Genomic DNA, 16,195 nt, shown 5'->3' on the forward strand with positions numbered 1-16,195 from the left:
GGAAGATCACAACCAAGGGCTTCGATGATGAGTGTGCACGACACCGGCCAAGCTGATGCGCTCGGGGAGCTGTCCGGGTTCCGCCAACGGTTCTACGAGTGTCTGACCGGGCGGGCGGATGCGTTGTTCGAGCTGACCGACGCGGTGTTATGCAGCGATGGACCGGTCACCAGCCTGGCCGAGCTGTCCCTGGCCGCGGAGCACCGGCGCGGGCATGGCGCCGGCTACGACGCGATCAACCACGGCCGCGTCGAGGTCGACCGGTTACGCACCACCTTGGCCAGGCTGCCATTACCGCGTGCCGCTGACGGGCGGATCACCCTGGCCGTGGACGTCTCGCCCTGGCTGCGCCCGGACGCCGCGTGCAGCCCCGAGCGGCTGTTCTGCCATGTCTATGGCCGCTCCCGTAGCGCCTCGCAGCTCATCCCGGGCTGGCCCTACTCCTTTGTCGCCGCGCTGGAGACGGGGCGTACCTCGTGGACGGCGATCCTGGATGCGGTGCGGCTGGGGCCCGCCGACGATGCCACCGCGGTCACCGCCGCTCAGCTACGTGAGGTCGTGGGCCGGATCATGGACGCCGGACACTGGCGGCCCGGCGATCCGCGCATCCTGATCGTGACCGACGCCGGCTACGACGTGACCCGGTTGGCCTTCGTCCTCGCCGATCTGCCCGTGGAGCTGGTGGGCAGAATCCGCTCCGACCGCGTCCTGCTGCGGCCCGCACCGCCCCGACCGCCGGGTACCGTCGGGCGGCCACGCAAGCACGGCGGCGTGTTCACCCTCGCCGAGGAGAACAGCTGGCATGCCCCCGACCACACCACCGGCACCGACACCACCCGCTATGGACACGCCCAGGCACGGGCCTGGGACCGGCTGCACCCCCGCCTGACCCACCGCGGTGCCTGGCTGGACCATGAGGGCGAGCTACCCCTCGTCGAGGGCACCCTGATCCGCTTACAGGTCGACCACCTGCCCGGAGACCGGGACCCCAAACCGGTGTGGCTGTGGTCCTCGGTCACCGGCGCCAGCGCCGAGTTGGTTGATCTGCTCTGGCAGGCATTCCTCCGCCGATTCGACCTCGAGCACACCTTCCGACTGCTCAAGCAGACCCTCGGGTGGACCCGCCCGAAACTGCGGGCACCCGGCTCGGCCGATCGCTGGACCTGGCTCATCGTGGTCGCCCACACGCAACTACGCCTCGCCCGCCCCATCGCTGAAGACCTTCGACGGCCCTGGGAAAGACCGGTCACCGAGGCCCGTCGGCTGACGCCCGCCCGCGTCCGGCGGGGGTTTCGCAACCTCCACGCGAAGACCGGTTCCCCGGCAGCCGCACCGAAACCCTCCCGACCCGGTCCCGGACGCCCAACCGGCTCCCGCAACACCCACCGCGCCACCCGTCACGACGTCGGCAAGACCATCAAACGCGACCTAACCCTCGAACAGCACCAAAACCGCAAAGAGCGTTATTCACGAGCGTTACCACCCAAGGCGGTAGAATTCGAGCGCTGCGATAATGCGGATGATGGTAGGCAGTTCGGCGAGGCGTCCCCGATAGCCGGTGGCGAGTATTTTCCAGTTCTTTACGTGGGCGATGCATCGCTCGACGGCAGACCGTATTGAGGAGATGGTCTTGTTGTTCGACTTGTCGTTTGTGGAGAGTTCACCGCCCTTGGGTTTCTTGCGTGGAGTGATCGCGTGAGTCCCTTGGTATGCGGGGTCGGCGATAGTAGGGGTGTCCGAGAGGCGATCTTCCCAACCGCACTCGTCGAATGCTTTGCGGTCATGCATCGAGCCGCGCATCGGCGCGGATATTCCCAACAGGTCACCATCGGTATCTGCTGCGATCTGGATGTTGAGGCCTGCGCGGCGGCGCTTGCCGGAGTAGTTGACCTCGTGACCAGCGCGGTTGCCGGTCGGGACATCGGTTCCGTCGACCAGGACGAGTCGGCCACGGATGGCATCCTTGAGATCTGGAATGTGCAGACATAATGCCTCCCCGATCAAGGGAAGAATCCCTCGATAGATCCGCGATACAGTCGGCTGGCTCAGACCGAATAAATCGCCGACAGCTGCCTGGTTTAAATTCTGTCGGACATACACCAAAGTGATCACGACAGCCCGATACAGTCCCACCGTCAGAGGCCACGGTTGCTTGCCGCGACACTGGACGATCTGCCAGATACGCACGACAAGCTCCTCGATCTGGTCAGCAGCAAGCCCTGTAGTAGACTGATAACGCAACGGCCCTACCTTTAAGTCGTCTTCTTTGGGAGAAAACGATCTTACCTGGTTGGGGTCGTTGCTCTATTTTGGGGTGATCACCCGCTGCCTGAATAACGCTCAAAGGTTAAACAACAAGCTAAGAGCCTGTCGGCGAATGCCGTCCGCGCCTTTGGAAGCGGCGCAGCCGCTTGCATCCACCTTGCCAAGAAGACCATCGGCGGGTTCTGAGAGGTTTTCTGGCGAGGACGGCCCCTCCGCCGCGTATTGGACATACATCAGGAGGGGCGCCCGCAGTCCAGGGAAGCTCTCAGGTTCCGCTAAGCGACCACCCACCCAGACCATTCACCAACAGGCTCTTAGGTTCCACTGCGCGCACCGCTACGGTTCTACAGCCCGCACCACCGCAGCTACGGGGCCGGCGAGTCGAGGACGAGACCGGCGAGCCCGGTGGACGACACGACGCCTCGGAAGATGGACAGCGCTTCTGCTCGCTCGGCCGTCGGCTCGCGGAGTTCCAGCACCTGGGCGGCCGGGACAGCGAGGTCCTCCAAGGCCCGAACGCACCGGTAGTAGGTCAGGCGGTGCGGGTCGATGTCCACCGGCCCGTAACCGGCGAAAAACCACTGCTGTTCCTGTCGGCTGACCGGCGCGAACGGGAGCAGGACCCCGCCGATCACGAACAGGAGGTCCCGTTCGCGCGGCGCGAGAACCGCATCGTCCCAGTCGATCAGGAACATGTCCGCGCCGCGCAGCAGCAGGTTCCCCAGGTGCGGATCGCCGTGGCAGACGACGTTGGGCGCGTACTGCGCGCGGAGTTTCCGCCCCAGGGCGTCGGCCTGCGCGAGCAGCGCCCCGATGCGGTCCGCCGCGGCGCGCCACTCCGAGGTCAGGGTGCGCACCAGGTCATCGGCCGGAAGCTCACCGGAAGTGCACTCGCCGTGGAGGACGCGAACGGCCGATGCCCAACGCTCATGCGTGTGTTCCTCGCGAGGCAGCGACTTCGGCGCATCCGCCGCGGGCATGGCGTGCACCTGCGCAAGCATCGCCCCATATGCCTCCCAGTGTTCTGCCGTCATCCCGCCGTTCAACGCGCCCTCGTCGGATGCCCACGGCGCCAGGGACAACCGACGCCCCGCGCGCTCGCTCCACAACCCGCTGCCACGCGTCGGCACCGGTCCGACGACCCCCGGCACCCCGCGCTCGGCGAGCCACGCCGACACCGCCAGCCCGGCCGTCGTGCCGCCACCGCTCCACTTGACCGCGTACCGCTGCCCCACGGCTGAAGTCCCGCGCCAGACTTCCGCGGCCACGTCGGCGCCGTTGCCAACCGGATCGATCGCCACGAGATCGACGTCGAAGTCTTCCCGAACCCACGCGCGCAGGTGCCCACCAGCGACGATGTCGGACATGCCCCGGACCTAACCACGAGAACCCGGGATCGCGCCAACGATTTTCGCCGATCGTGGCTGGGCGAGCCGGGTTGCTGCACAATCGTGGAAATGACCGTTGCGGAGTTGCACGCCGAGTTCGACGCCCTGAACCCCGAGGAGCTGCAGCGCCGACGTTCGCAAAAGTGGGCCTTGGTCGCCCCCGACGTCCTGCCCGCCTGGGTCGCCGAGATGGACTACCCGCTGTGCCCGGTTGCCCGGAACGTGCTGCTGGAACTGATCGAGCGATCCGATTTCGGCTACCCGGTGGCAGACGAGTACCTGGCGGCGTTCGCCGATTGGGCTGCGCGGGAACAGGATTGGCGGGTCGATCCCGCACTGCTCACGCCTGTCGCCGACGTGATGTCCGGGCTCGACACGGCGCTGCGCCACCTGACCGAACCCGGCGACGGCGTCGTGCTGCTGACCCCGACCTATCCCCTGTTCCTGGTCCTGCTCACCCACCTCGACCGGCCGGTCCGGGAATGCCCGCTGCTGCCCACCGGAGGGGGCTGGCGGATCGACTTCGACGCGGTCGCCGACGCACTCGCCGCCGGGGCGCGGGCGGTGCTGCTCTGCCACCCGCACAACCCGACCGGCCGGATGTGGACGCGCGAGGAGCTGCAAGCGATCGCCGAACTCGCCGACCGGCACGGTGCTTTCGTGATCAGCGACGAGGTCCACGCCCCGCTGCGCGCAAGCGACCAGGAGTTCGTCCCCTATGCCGCGGTCAGCGAGCTTGCCGCGTCGCACGCCGTCGCGGTGACCAGCGTGTCCAAGGCCTGGAACGTGCCTGGCCTCAAATCCGCCGTGCTGGTCGGCCAGGAATCCACGAGGCACGTCGTCGAAACCATTCCGCCGTACGAGGCGATGCGCGCCTCGGTTCCCGGTCTCGCCGTCGCGACCGCGCTGTGGCGCGACGACGGCGGTTGGCTCGCGGCGGTGCGCAGCTATCTGGACCGCACCCGCGACCGGCTCCAGGCGTGGGCCGACGACCGCCCCCAGATCCGGGTGCACCGGGGGCAGGCCGGTTTCCTGGCGTGGCTGGACTTCAGCGTCCTCGGCCCGGAACCGGCGGACGTGCTGCTGCGCGAGGCTCGCGTGCGGGTCAACGCCGGAACGCGATGCGCCCCGCCCGGCTCGACGGCCGGACGGGGCTTCATCCGTGTCAACCACGCGACCTCGCTGCCGCTGCTGGACGAGCTGCTCGCGCGGCTGGGCTCAGTCGTCGATTGACTCCTCGCGGGTCTCCTTCGCGACGAACAGCGCGATCAGCGTGATCACGCCCATCGCCGCCAGGTAGACGCCGACCCAGCCCAGCCCGTAGGAGCTGGCCAGCCAGGTCGCGATGTACGGGGCGACCGAGGCGCCCAGCAGGCTGGCGAGGTTGTAGGACACCGAGGCACGAGACCCCGGCGTTCGCGAAGGTCGTGGCCCGCAACGAGCGCGCGAAGGTGCCGTTCGTGCAGGTCTTCCGCACCTACTTCAAGAACTCGATCGAGGTCCCTACGAGGCTGGCAAGCACGACCTGCCGGGTCGAGTTCCGCGGGGTGGGACCCCCCGATGGTCCGGGACCCCGCACACCTGGTGCTGGGGCGTGGCCGACAGCCATGGCGCCGAAACCTTCCTCGTTAAACACGAATGGACTACAGCACTGTAATCCCCGGCCGACCACATATCGGGACGCCGCTCCCGCATAGTGGCCATCCTCACGGCCGACAACGGGCTCCGGCGAGCGTGCGGATGAGGCGAACGGGCCGTTCGCTCGCCCTATCGAGGCGGACGGTCCGTTCGCTGCAGGCCTTCGTCCGACCGGCTGATCAACGCGGCGAGTGCCCCCTCCGAGACGCGGCGGATTCCTAGACTTGGCTGGATTTCTCCCCGAAGTCCGCCGATCACGCGCGGTAGCGCAGGAGGAGTGTGCGGTGTCCGCCGAAACCGAACGCGAGGACCTGTCCGACCGCGGCGAAGGGAGCCGGCTGCGCGGCGAGGAGCTGAAGTACGTCGGGCTGCCGATCGGCGGCATCGGCTGCGGGCAGCTCTACCTGGGCGGCGACGGGCGGCTCTGGCTCTGGGACGTCGACAACCGGACCGCCCCCGCCAACATCAACGATCTGCACTTCACCCGGCCGATGCCGCCGAGCTCGCCGGTCGAGCACGGCTTCGCGGTACGCGTCACCGACGGCGACGACGTGCGCACCCGCTGGCTCGACGCGCGGGGCTTCCCAGGCGTGACCTTCGCGGGGCGCCCACCGACCGCGGCGGTCGACTACGCCGATGCGCAGGAGCCGGTGCAGGTCAGGCTCGATGCGTGCTCGCCGTTCATCCCTACCGAGATCGACGACAGCTCGTACCCGGCGGTGTTCCTCGACTACACCGCGGCGAACGCCGGACCGGCCACAGTGGACGTCGAGATCGCCGGTTTCATGGCGAACCCCGTTTGCCTGACCAGCCGGCACACCCGCCCGCTCCGCCTGCGCTCTCAGGAGTTCGCGCTCGACGGCGCGGCCGGTGTGCAGTTCACCGCCGCCGAAGGCGCCGACGACAACCCGGCACGTGCGGACCTCGCGCTGGAGGACTGGGAGAAACCCGACTACTCGGGCTGGTCCGCCACTGGGGACGCGTTCGGCACCGGCCCGGTCCGCACCCTCGACCGGCCCGGCTACCAGGGCGAGGCGGGGGCGTTCGGGATGCGGATGGTCGATTCGCACGCGAGCGCGCCCGGCGAGGACGCGGGCGCCAGGGACCGCGCGACCGGGACGCTGCGCAGCGAGCCGTTCCGGATCGACCGCAACTACCTGAGGTTCCGCATCAGCGGCGGGAACTACCCGGGCACGTGCTGCCTGAACGTCGTCGTGGACGGGGAGATCGTCGGCACCGCCACCGGTTCGTTCAGCGACCACCTGGCCGACCGCGTGCTCTACCTGGGGCCGTGGCAGGGCAAGGACGCGGTCGTCGAGATCATCGACGCCGAGACCGGGCCGTGGGGGCATGTCGGGGTCGACCAGCTCCGGCTCACCGATCACGCCCCGGCGCAGCCCGCCCTGCCGGAGCTTCCGGATCTTGGCAGCGCCGCCCTCGCCACGCTCGGCGCCGACCGGGCGCAAGTGCTCCCGGCTGCGGCGTCCTGGAATTCGCCGCAAGACATCTTCGAGCCGACCCCCGGCGCATCCACAGTGGACGGTCTGGCCGAACGCAGCGCCGCAGTGGTTCGGGCAGGCGTGACGCTAGCTCCTGGCGAGCAGCGGACGATCCGGTTCGTGCTGGCCTGGTTCTTCCCCGTGCCGGACCGGGAGGGACTGTCCTTCCTCGAGCACAGCCGAGAGCTGCTGCGGCACTACGCGGCCCGGTTCGGCAGCGCGCAGGACGTCGTCGCGCACCTGGCTCGCGAGCAAGAGCGCCTGATCGACGGAACGCGGGCGTGGCAGCGCGCCTGGTACGAGGACTCGACGCTGCCGCACTGGCTGCTGGAGCGGATCGCCACCAACACCACGATCCTGTCGACGTCGACCTGCTACCGGTTCGCTGACGGCCGGTTCTACGGCTGGGAAGGCGCCTACTGCTGCGCCGGGACCTGCACGCACGTCTGGCACTACGCGCACGCGCTCGCCCGCCTGTTCCCCACCGTGGAGCGGGACATCCGGGAACGCGTGGATCTCGGGATCGGGTTCCACGCAGCGACCGGGCAGCTGAGTATGCGCGGCGAAGCCGACCGGAGCCCGGCGGTCGACGGGCAGGCCGGGACGATCCTGCGGATCTACCGCGAACACCAGATGTCACCGGATTCCCAGTGGCTGCAACGTGTCTGGCCGCGAACCCGGCAGGCGGTCGAGTACCTGATCGCCTCGGACGCGGAGCCGGACGGCACCCTCGACGGCGCTCAGCCGAACACCCAGGACGCCACCTGGTTCGGCCGCAACAGCTGGCTTTCCGGACTCTACGTGGCGGCGCTGCGGGCCGGTGCTGCGATGGCCGGCGAGGCCGGCGACGACGCGTTCGCCCGGCGTTGCGCCGAGCTGGCGGCGAACGGGACCGAGGTGATCGTGCGGGACCTGTTCAACGGCGAGTACTTCGTGCACGAACGCGATCCGGCGCACCCCGGCTCGGTCAACACCAACCGCGGCTGCTTCGCCGACCAGCTGCTCGGCCAGAGCTGGGCCGCCCAGCTCGGGCTGCCCCGAGTGCTGCCGCCCGAGCCGACCCGGTCGGCGCTGCGCAGCATCTGGCGGCACAACTTCGTGCCGCGACCGATGGAATACCGGGAGAACAGCCCGATCGAAGGCGGGCGCATCTTCTACGACGCGGACGTCCCCGCGCTGGTGATGTGCGCCTGGCCGAACGGCGGCGGTGACGAGGCCGGCGACAACTGGTCGGTGAGCTACTTCAACGAGGCCTGGCACGGCATCGAGTACCAGGTGGCGGCTCACCTGATCGCCGAAGGCATGGTCGGCGAGGGCCTGGCGGTCGCCCGCTCCGTGCACGACCGCTACGGCCCGCTGCGCCGGAACCCGTACAACGAGATCGAATGCAGCGACCACTACGCGCGCTCGATGGCCAGCTTCGGCACCTACCTGAGCGCCCTCGGGTTCGAACACCACGGCCCCGGCGGCCATTTGGGTTTCGCCCCCAAGATCGGTACCGAGAACTTCGCGGCGGCGTTCACGACGGCCGAGGGCTGGGGCACCTACCGCCAGACCCGCGCGGAGTCGGCAAGCACCAGCTCGATCGACCTCCACCACGGCCGCCTGAACCTGCGAACCCTCCGCCTCGACGCCACCAGCCACGTCCCGCGGGCCACCCTCGACGGCACCCCGGTCGAGGTCCACCCGGCCACGGACGACACCGGCCGCCCGATCCTCCACTTTCCCAACGGCTGCACGATCAACGCGGGCCAGAACCTCCACATCGAGCTCTGACGAACCAGCGTTTCGTCTGGTCAGGGGCCGTAAGTCTGTTGGGTTGCGACAGCAGCCTCGCTACAGCAGCCTCGCTACAGCAGCCCAAAGACTCACGGCTGATCTCCCGGGGGATCACCGCCCAACCGCGGGCAACGATCAAACGGTGCTGCCTGCGGTTGGGCGACCGGATCAACCCCGCGGCTGCGGTGCCGCCGCGGAAGGCCAGGCGAGGCGCACGTTGCGGATCCGGGAGAACAGCGCATGCGCGCCGTCAGCCGAAGCGCACCTCGCAAAGAGCGTGCCGTCGAGGTCAAAGACCGCCGCGCGCTTCCCGAATTCCAACCCCCAGGCGAAGATCTCGCAGTCCTCGCGCTGCCCGTACTCCTCCACCAACGCGAACACCCGAGGTGGCGAGCCGTCGGCCTCTTCCTGCACCAACGCGGCGAACTCATCGTCCGGCAACGACCCCGGAATCAGCCCGGACTCGAACGAAGACCCTGACCAGCGCCTACTACCATCACTACCTCCCGCAATTGATCGCGCACTGACGGTAGCTAGAATCGATCTGGTTACCCAAATTTTCAAGTGGGTACCCAGTTATTTCGCCTGATCGAGTCGACATAGGAGATTCATGAGCCAGGACATGGGTGATGTCGCCAGCGCCACGGTTCGCCGCTGGCAGCTGACCGAGAGCCTGCGCCAGCTCCGCGAGCAGGCGGGCCTGACCATGACCGAGGCCGCCGAAAAGCTCAAGCACCAGCCTGGAAAGTGGTCGCGATCGAAGCTGCAACGCATCGAAACTCGTGACCAGGGCGTCAAAGCCCGCGAGGTCGAGCAGTTGCTCGACCTTTACGAGGTCGCGGACGCAGATCTGCGGAACTGGCTTCTGGGTTTGGCGTCAACCGCGAGCGAACGCGGCTACTGGCTTTCCTTCCAACGGGAGCTGCCGCAGGACTTCCACGCCGTGCTCAACATCGAAGCCGAGCTGGTCGCGCAACGGCAGTTCGAGACGATGGTCGTCCCGGGCCTGCTGCAAACCCAAGACTGGGCCCGAGCAGTCATGGCCGGCGGAAGCCCCGGCGTTGCGGCCGATGTCATCGAGCGACGGGTGCTCGCCCGCATCGCCCGTCAACAGATCCTCACCAAGCAGCACCCGATGAAGCTGCACGCCATCATCGAAGAGGCGGTGCTCGAACGGCCCATTGGCACGAACCCGGTCATGCGCCGCCAGCTCGAAAGACTCCTCGACGAGGGCAAGAAGGAGCACATCACCATCCAGGTCCTGCCCATGACCGCAGGAGCAAGCCCAGCCGTCGACGGACCGTTCGCAATCCTGTCGCTGCCCGACCCGGTTCCAGACTTCGGCCTGGCTGAAGCTCCTGGGCGCATGGTCTACATCGAGGATCGAGATGCAGTAAGGGAGTACACGCTCCGCTTCGGTATTCTCACGGAGCGAGCTCTTTCGCCTGCGAAATCAGCCGAACGACTTGCACAGGCTGCCCGAAAGTACAGTTGAGTGCCGTTGCTAGGAGGCATCCGGTGACCGCAGACAAAGTCTTACACCAGGTCGAGTGGCGCAAGAGCAGCTTCTCCGGGACCGGCGGCAACGGTAGCGGGAACTGCGTCGAAACCGCCGCGTTGCCCGACGGCCGCATCGCGGTCCGCAACAGCAACACACCCGACACCGGCACCGTCCTCTTCACCCGAACCGAAATCTCCGCCTGGATCAAAGGGATCAAAGCCGGCGAGTTCGACGACCTCACCTAAAGCATCTCAGGAGGGCATCGTGAACCACTTCGAAGATGTGGAGTGGCGCAAGAGCAGCTTCTCCGGTGGAAGCAACGGCGGCGGCGGGGACTGCGTCGAAGCCGCCGCGTTGGCGATTTCGCGCGAAATCGCCACCCGGCACGCGTGGGCAATGGCGATTTCGCGCGAAATCGCCGCGTTGCCCGACGGCCGCATCGCGATCCGCAACAGCAACACACCCGACACCGGCACCATCCTCTTCACCCGAACCGAAATCTCCGCCTGGATCAAAGGCAGCAAAGCCGGCGAGTTCGACGACCTCACCTGAGCCGATCCTGTCGGAGCGAACGGCCTGTCCGCCTCCCTAGACGGGGCAAACAGGCCGTTCGCCCCACACCACCACCCCACCGCGAGCGTCAAACGCCGCTGCTTGCCAAGCGCTGCCTGCGGTGTGCGGCCACCCGGGAATGCGCCGCCGACAGGCGACTGTCAGCGGCGGGCGCCGGGACGCCCGGAGGGGCGCTGTTGCGGGCGCGCTCCCTGTCCGGTGGGGTTGCGACGCGGCTGGTTCACGGCACGGGTCGCCCCGTTTCGTGCGCCACCGTCGCGCGGGGCCGCCGCGCGTTCCGACGCAGCCGGGCGCGCCGGGCGGCGGGTGGGTTCACGGCGGGTGGGTTCACGGCGGGGCGGCTCACGGCGGGGCGGCTCACGGCGGGGCGGCTCACGGCGGGGCGGCAGACGGCGCTGCGACGACTTACGGCGGTTGTTCACCCACAGGTCGAAAGCCACGATCGCCAGCGCGAGGATCAGCAGCAGCAACCCCAGCAGCGGCACGCCCATCAGCACGGTCGCCAAAGCCAGGAGCAGCATCGGCACCACCGGGATCCAGCAGAAAGGATCGATCCTGCTCACGCCCCCGGAGAAACCGCTGGGGTCCCCATCACGTGCCATCGAGACTCTCGCTTCCACTCTGCGCCCCGGCCGAGGAAGTCTACCGGAGACGCTCCAACACTGACCGTGACGCCATCGACTGCGCGCCCCCGGCAGTAATACCGTGCTGGAATACCGTGCCGGCCCCGCATCCTCTGCCCGGGTCACCCGCTGCGTGATTGCCCCGCCGCCCAGTCTTTAGCACTAAGGTCCAGGAGGGCGCCTGGCGGGATTCCGATTCCGGGTAGACGTGCGCAGCACTCGAGTCAAGATGAAGCTCAAACGGATATGAGTGACAAATGCCACAAGTCTACTGATCCCGCAAGACGTGGCCGGCGACGAAACCCGCTGGAATTCTCCGTCCAGTCCCGAAGACCAACGGAGCACCGCACCCGCGCCACTTCCGCTGCCGAACCGAACCCATCGTGGGTTGAAGAGGAAAGGTGAAAGGCGTCCCGGCGAGTCGTTCGACCGGGCTGCCTTCACCGGATCACGATCAGGCCACGTCCGATGTGGACGATAACTTCTCGATCGCGTGCCCGACCAAGGTCGTCAGGGTGTTCTTGGTTAGTTCCCGGTCCCGCGCGTCGCAGAGCACGATCGGCACATCCGACGGGATCGTCAGCGCCTCGCGGAGTTCTTCCGGTTCGTAGTGGTGCGCATCATCGAAGACGTTCACGGCCACCACGAACGGGATGTCGCGCCGCTCGAAGAAGTCGATCGAAGCGAACCCGTCCTCCAACTTCCGGGTGTCGACCAACACCACGGCACCGGCCGCACCTTGCGCGAGGTCGTTCCACAGCGGCCAGAACCGATTCTGGCCCGGCGCGCCGAACAGGTACAGCACGATCCTCTCGGAGATGGTGATGCGCCCGAAGTCCAGCGCGACCGTCGTGGTCTTCTTGCGCTCGACGCCGGTGAGGTCGTCCACGCCCTCGCTGGCGACGGTCATCTCCTCCTCGGTGGTCAGCGGCGGAATCTCGCTGACCGCACCGACGAGCGTCGTCTTCCCCACGCCGAAACCGCCCGCGATCACCAGTTTCACAGGGATCGGCGCCACATTGGACTCGTGGGCCGGATCGATCCGCACCTGCACGGGTTTGTGCTGCGAGGAACGGCCTTCGGCCGGGCTAGAGTTGGCAAAGCCCACGGTACACCTGCTCCAGGATTTCTCGGCTGACTTCGGTACGCGGCGAGCGCACGAGGATGGCGCCGTGGTCGAGCAGGTCGCTGCACAGGACTCGGACCACGCCCAACGGCTGTTTCATCAGGACTGCCAGCTCCGCCAGCGACACCGGACGAACGCAGGCGTCCAGGATCCAGCGGTACTCCGGGGTCAGTTCCATCCGCGGCGCCTCCAGCTGGGGCTCGGCGGTCATGATCTGGCTGGCCGTGTCGATCCGGGCGTGCCTGCCGGTAGTGCGTCCACGCGTGATCGTGTACGGGCGGACTATCGGGCCCGCTTCATCGTCGTACCACGCCTCGTCCACGCTCAGGTCCTTTCCGCCGCCACGCCACGCACGTCCCTCGGAGCTGCCGACAGGAAGCTGCCGACCCGGGTGATCAGTCGGCCCATCTCGTAGGCGACCAGCTCGATGTCCGCCTCCGACGTGCTCAGCACTGCCAAGCACGCCCCGCTGCCGGCCGCGGAGACGAACAGGAATCCGCGCTCCATCTCGACGTGCGTCTGCGCCACTTGTCCTCGGTCGAAGTCCTTGCTGACGCCCTTGCCGATGCTGCGCATGCTCGACGAAGCAGCCGCCAACTTGTCGGCGGAGTCGCGGTCCATGCCTGCGGACTTGGCGATCACCAGTCCGTCGTTGGACAGCACGACGGCGTGGTCGGCACCGTGCACGCCCTGCACGAAGTCGTCCAGCAGCCAACTCAGTTTCGATGCTGTTTCGGTCATGCCCACCTCACACACTTGCGCTGTTGTCTGGTCTGCTTACGAGCGGTCGCCGGGCGCGTCGTCGAAGCCGCCGCGGAACGCTCGCCGGAACCCCGCCAACCGGGTCGGGGATGCGATGACGGCCTGCTCCTCGTGGTCCGGGTCGTCGCGCAGGCCTTCCACGAGGTGCGTCTGCGGGACGCGCTTGGGCAACGCCGGACGTCCGCCCGCGGCCCGCCGCCGCTCCGCCGGGGGCTCCGGCAGCGGTGCCGGGTTCGGGTCGGGTTGCGACGCGGGCTCGAACCGGGGCGGGTCGGCCTGCGGGGCAATTTCCGACTTCGGCCACTCGTAAGTCGTTTCGACCGGCTCCGGCGCCGGCGGGGTGGGCTGGTCGGTCATGGCCCCATTCCAGCTCAATTCCCGCGACTGCGGCACCTCCGATGGTGCGTCGAGTTCGTGTTTGGCGCCACTTCCCGCCTCGCGCCCGGTCGGCAAGCCGGGCAGCCCGCCGCTGCCGTTGCTGGTGCTCAGCGCGTTTTCGGCGTCCAGGATGCGGTCCGGCAGCAGCACGGTGGCGCGGGTTCCGCCGTAAGCGGAAACGCCGAATTTCACGGTGATGTCGCGGCGGTGCGCCAGCCGCGCGGCGGTGAACAGGCCCAGCTGCTCCGCCTTGTTGTTCTCCAGCACCAGCCGGTCGAACTCCGGCGGCTCGGACATCATCGAGTTCGCGTGGTCGCGGTTCGCCGCCTCCATGCCCAGACCCTGGTCGGCGATGTCGATGGCGATGCCGCGCGCCACCGCGGTGGCGTCCACGTGCACCTGGGTCGTCGGCGGGGAGAACGCGGTCGCGTTGTCGATCAGTTCGGAGATCAGATGGATCGTGTCGCCGACGGCGGCACCGCTGATCATCACCTCCGGGACGTGCCCGATGACCACGCGCGAGTACTGGTCGATCTCCGAGACCGACGAGCGCAGCACGTCCATCAGCGCGACCGGGCGGCTCCACCGCCGGCCCGGCTGCTGGTCACCGAGCACCAGCAGGTTCTCCACCGTGCGCCGGGCGCGGGTGGTCGAGTTGTCCAGGTCGAACAGCTTGGCCAGCTGCGCGGAGTTCTCCTCGTTGCGCTCCAACTGGTCGATGGTGCCGTGCATGTGCCGCAGCAACCGCTGGATCCGGTACGCCATGCCGACGAACACCACGCGCGCACCCTGCCGGGCCCGGGTTTCGCCGACGGCCGCCTCCACCGCCTCCTGCTGGAACAGCCGGATCGCTTGCGCCACCTGGCCGACCTCGTCGTGGCCGTAGTGCTCCAGCACCACCATCTCGGTCTGCATGTCTACGGGCTCACCGTTGCGCAGCCTGCGCACGACGTCCGGCAGTTTCTGGGCCATTTCCAGCGATTCGCTGCGCAGGCCCTGGAGCCGGGTCAGCAGCGCGTCGTCGACGACCGTGCGGTAGACGCGGCGGGAGAAGACGAACGACACGACCGCGACCGCCAAGGCGCCCAGGCTGCCCCACAGCACCGTCCACAGCGGACTGATGCTGTTGTCGACACCTGCGGCGGAGACGTCGTCTGCCTGGGTGTACACCAGTCCGGACATGTCGGATCCGACCTGGTTGGTGATCCGGCGCCAGTCTTCGAGCTTCACCGGCGCCTGGCTCTTGTTGAAGCCGGGGGTGGCGATGATGCGGTTCTCGGCGGCGATCAACTCCTGCCAGGCGGGGCTGGCCAGCATCTGCTCGTACCGCACGCGGACGTTCGGCAGCAGAGTCGAGGCGCTCTGTTCCATCGTGGTGTGATGCGCGTCGATGTAGCGAGCGATCTGCCGGTGCTGCTCGGGGGTCATCTGGCCGTTGCTCAGCGCGGTACCGACCAGCGACGCCTCACGGGAGAGCATGTCCGTGGCCCGGAAGAGGTCTGTAGCAGTGAGCACGCCTTGCAGCGTCTCCGGGTCGGGGATGATCCGCGCCTGCATGTCGGCCAGGTACGTGGCGGTGTCGAACAGGCCGTTGTAGAAGTCGTCGATCTCGTCGACCGTGGCCTGTTTGGTGGCCACCTTCGAGCGGATGTCGCTCATCCGAGCGAAGTAGCCGGTCAGGTCGGCCATCGGTCGCCGGATCTCGTCCGGCGCCGGCTCGAGCAGCTCGCTGGCGACGGCGTTCATCTCACCGATCGCGCGATCGGTCCGGCCCTGCTGGTCGACCAGTTCGGTCATGTCCAGCCCCGGCTGGCTCAGGACCTCCACGCTGCGCAGGCGTTCCTTCTTCACCTCCTCCAGCGCGGCCATCGCGGGCAGCGACAGCTGCCGGACACCGGAGGCGACCTGCTGGGCGTAGACGGCTTGGTAGGCGAACAGGGCGCACCCCACGCTCCAGAGGATGCCGACGACGATCCACGGGATGACGACTGCCCAGGTCAGCCGCGACCGGATGGAGTTGTTCGACCGCTCGGACCGGCGACGTCGCGGTTTTCCAGGGGGTGCCGAAGGCTCGTTCTGGGTTGTCACTTCCACGTACTTTCCATGGTTCTGGCCCCGCTCAGGGACAGGTCGCTCGGCACGCCGCGGACGCGCTGCCCGCCCGCAGGCACACGCGCGTGTCCCCCCTGACACAAACTCACTGTATCGGATCAAGATCACTCGACGTGATCGGACTCGGACGTTTCGCGACAAGGCGCGTGGAATTCCAGGGACGTCCGAGGCCCCCGGAACCCCGCTGATCAGGGATCGGCGAGGCGACGAGCAGGCGGCTGGCCGCCGAAGGCGCGGCGATGGTCCTGGGCGCGCGGAGCAAGGACGTCGGCGAACAGCTGGCGGCCGACATCTGCGGCACCGGGGGCCGGGCGCTGTTCGTACCCACCGATTGACGGTGGAAAGCGAGGTCGCGGCGCTGGTGCGCGCGGCGGTGGACGAGTTCCGTCGGCTGGACGGCGCATTCAACAACGCGGGTGCTGTGAGCGCGTTCGGCTCGGTGCAGGACATCGACGGCAGCAGCTGGGGCGCGGAGATCGAGCTAAACCTGAGCAGCTCTGACGCCAGCGACAGTCCCCGCCAGCGCCGCACCGGTTAAGCCTGCTCGCGGG

The 16,195-nt window shown here is 68.0% G+C and carries 16 protein-coding genes and 1 pseudogene; 8 read left to right on the forward strand and 9 right to left on the reverse strand.

The window, feature by feature from the left end:
• Positions 1-33: 33 nt before the first annotated feature.
• Positions 34-1,455: pseudogene (locus FDZ84_RS01510) on the forward strand (NF041680 family putative transposase); the annotation flags it as partial.
• Between the two features lie 21 nt (positions 1,456-1,476).
• On the opposite strand, the gene FDZ84_RS01515 reads toward FDZ84_RS01510, so the two are convergent.
• Complete coding sequence (locus FDZ84_RS01515) at positions 1,477-2,241, reverse strand: transposase family protein (RefSeq protein ID WP_168584374.1); 765 nt, start codon at positions 2,239-2,241, stop codon at positions 1,477-1,479.
• A gap of 389 nt (positions 2,242-2,630) precedes the next feature.
• Positions 2,631-3,632, reverse strand: coding sequence for an aminoglycoside phosphotransferase family protein (locus FDZ84_RS01520; RefSeq protein ID WP_168584375.1), 1,002 nt, complete (start codon positions 3,630-3,632; stop codon positions 2,631-2,633).
• 90 nt (positions 3,633-3,722) lie between these two features.
• Between FDZ84_RS01520 and FDZ84_RS01525 the strand changes: the two genes are divergently transcribed.
• On the forward strand, positions 3,723-4,886 hold the full coding sequence (locus FDZ84_RS01525; protein WP_246869107.1) for a MalY/PatB family protein: 1,164 nt from the start codon (positions 3,723-3,725) through the stop codon (positions 4,884-4,886).
• Here FDZ84_RS01525 and FDZ84_RS01530 read toward each other — a convergent pair.
• Positions 4,872-5,048, reverse strand: coding sequence for a hypothetical protein (locus tag FDZ84_RS01530; RefSeq protein WP_210435389.1), 177 nt, complete (start codon positions 5,046-5,048; stop codon positions 4,872-4,874). The genes FDZ84_RS01525 and FDZ84_RS01530 overlap by 15 nt on opposite strands.
• Before the next feature lie 527 nt (positions 5,049-5,575).
• Between FDZ84_RS01530 and FDZ84_RS01535 the strand changes: the two genes are divergently transcribed.
• Positions 5,576-8,566: a GH116 family glycosyl hydrolase gene (locus FDZ84_RS01535; protein WP_168584377.1), complete on the forward strand. Its 2,991-nt coding sequence runs from the start codon at positions 5,576-5,578 to the stop codon at positions 8,564-8,566.
• A 171-nt stretch (positions 8,567-8,737) separates the two neighbouring features.
• On the opposite strand, the gene FDZ84_RS01540 is transcribed toward FDZ84_RS01535, so the two are convergent.
• Positions 8,738-9,010 (reverse strand): hypothetical protein, encoded by a 273-nt coding sequence (locus FDZ84_RS01540; RefSeq protein WP_168584378.1) that lies wholly within the window; start codon positions 9,008-9,010, stop codon positions 8,738-8,740.
• A gap of 169 nt (positions 9,011-9,179) precedes the next feature.
• Here FDZ84_RS01540 and FDZ84_RS01545 point away from each other — a divergent pair, with 169 nt between their 5' ends.
• The 3 genes from FDZ84_RS01545 to FDZ84_RS01555 are packed head-to-tail and all read left to right on the forward strand — an operon-like array spanning position 9,180 to position 10,622.
• The gene (locus FDZ84_RS01545; RefSeq protein ID WP_168584379.1) at positions 9,180-10,064 is read left to right on the forward strand and encodes a helix-turn-helix transcriptional regulator; all 885 of its coding nucleotides are present in this window, start codon (positions 9,180-9,182) and stop codon (positions 10,062-10,064) included.
• A 23-nt stretch (positions 10,065-10,087) separates the two neighbouring features.
• The gene (locus FDZ84_RS01550) at positions 10,088-10,315 is read left to right on the forward strand and encodes a DUF397 domain-containing protein (protein ID WP_168584380.1); all 228 of its coding nucleotides are present in this window, start codon (positions 10,088-10,090) and stop codon (positions 10,313-10,315) included.
• 37 nt (positions 10,316-10,352) lie between these two features.
• Entirely contained in the window at positions 10,353-10,622 is a 270-nt protein-coding gene (locus tag FDZ84_RS01555) for a DUF397 domain-containing protein (RefSeq protein ID WP_168584381.1), read from the forward strand.
• Between the two features lie 161 nt (positions 10,623-10,783).
• On the opposite strand, the gene FDZ84_RS01560 is transcribed toward FDZ84_RS01555, so the two are convergent.
• From FDZ84_RS01560 to FDZ84_RS01580, 5 genes are all read right to left on the reverse strand, one after another.
• On the reverse strand, positions 10,784-11,245 hold the full coding sequence (locus FDZ84_RS01560) for a hypothetical protein (protein ID WP_168584074.1): 462 nt from the start codon (positions 11,243-11,245) through the stop codon (positions 10,784-10,786).
• A 475-nt stretch (positions 11,246-11,720) separates the two neighbouring features.
• The gene (locus FDZ84_RS01565; protein ID WP_168589723.1) at positions 11,721-12,284 is read right to left on the reverse strand and encodes an ATP/GTP-binding protein; all 564 of its coding nucleotides are present in this window, start codon (positions 12,282-12,284) and stop codon (positions 11,721-11,723) included.
• Positions 12,285-12,354: 70 nt separating this feature from the next.
• Positions 12,355-12,714, reverse strand: coding sequence for a DUF742 domain-containing protein (locus FDZ84_RS01570; protein ID WP_168584382.1), 360 nt, complete (start codon positions 12,712-12,714; stop codon positions 12,355-12,357).
• 2 nt (positions 12,715-12,716) lie between these two features.
• Positions 12,717-13,133, reverse strand: a complete 417-nt coding sequence (locus tag FDZ84_RS01575) for a roadblock/LC7 domain-containing protein (RefSeq protein WP_168584383.1) — start codon at positions 13,131-13,133, stop codon at positions 12,717-12,719.
• Between the two features lie 36 nt (positions 13,134-13,169).
• A complete protein-coding gene (locus FDZ84_RS01580; protein ID WP_168584384.1) occupies positions 13,170-15,626 on the reverse strand; it encodes a nitrate- and nitrite sensing domain-containing protein in 2,457 nt (818 codons plus the stop codon).
• 212 nt (positions 15,627-15,838) lie between these two features.
• On the opposite strand from FDZ84_RS01580, the gene FDZ84_RS40330 reads away from it, so the two are divergent.
• Both FDZ84_RS40330 and FDZ84_RS01585 read left to right on the forward strand, forming a co-directional pair.
• Positions 15,839-15,979 carry a hypothetical protein gene (locus FDZ84_RS40330; protein ID WP_305852037.1) on the forward strand — a complete coding sequence of 47 codons (141 nt, stop codon included), beginning with the start codon at positions 15,839-15,841 and terminating at the stop codon, positions 15,977-15,979.
• A 2-nt stretch (positions 15,980-15,981) separates the two neighbouring features.
• Positions 15,982-16,182 carry a hypothetical protein gene (locus FDZ84_RS01585; RefSeq protein ID WP_168584385.1) on the forward strand — a complete coding sequence of 67 codons (201 nt, stop codon included), beginning with the start codon at positions 15,982-15,984 and terminating at the stop codon, positions 16,180-16,182.
• Positions 16,183-16,195: the final 13 nt, after the last annotated feature.

Source organism: Saccharopolyspora sp. ASAGF58 (assembly GCF_012277335.1).
GTDB classification, from domain to species: Bacteria; Actinomycetota; Actinomycetes; order Mycobacteriales; family Pseudonocardiaceae; genus Saccharopolyspora; species Saccharopolyspora hattusasensis.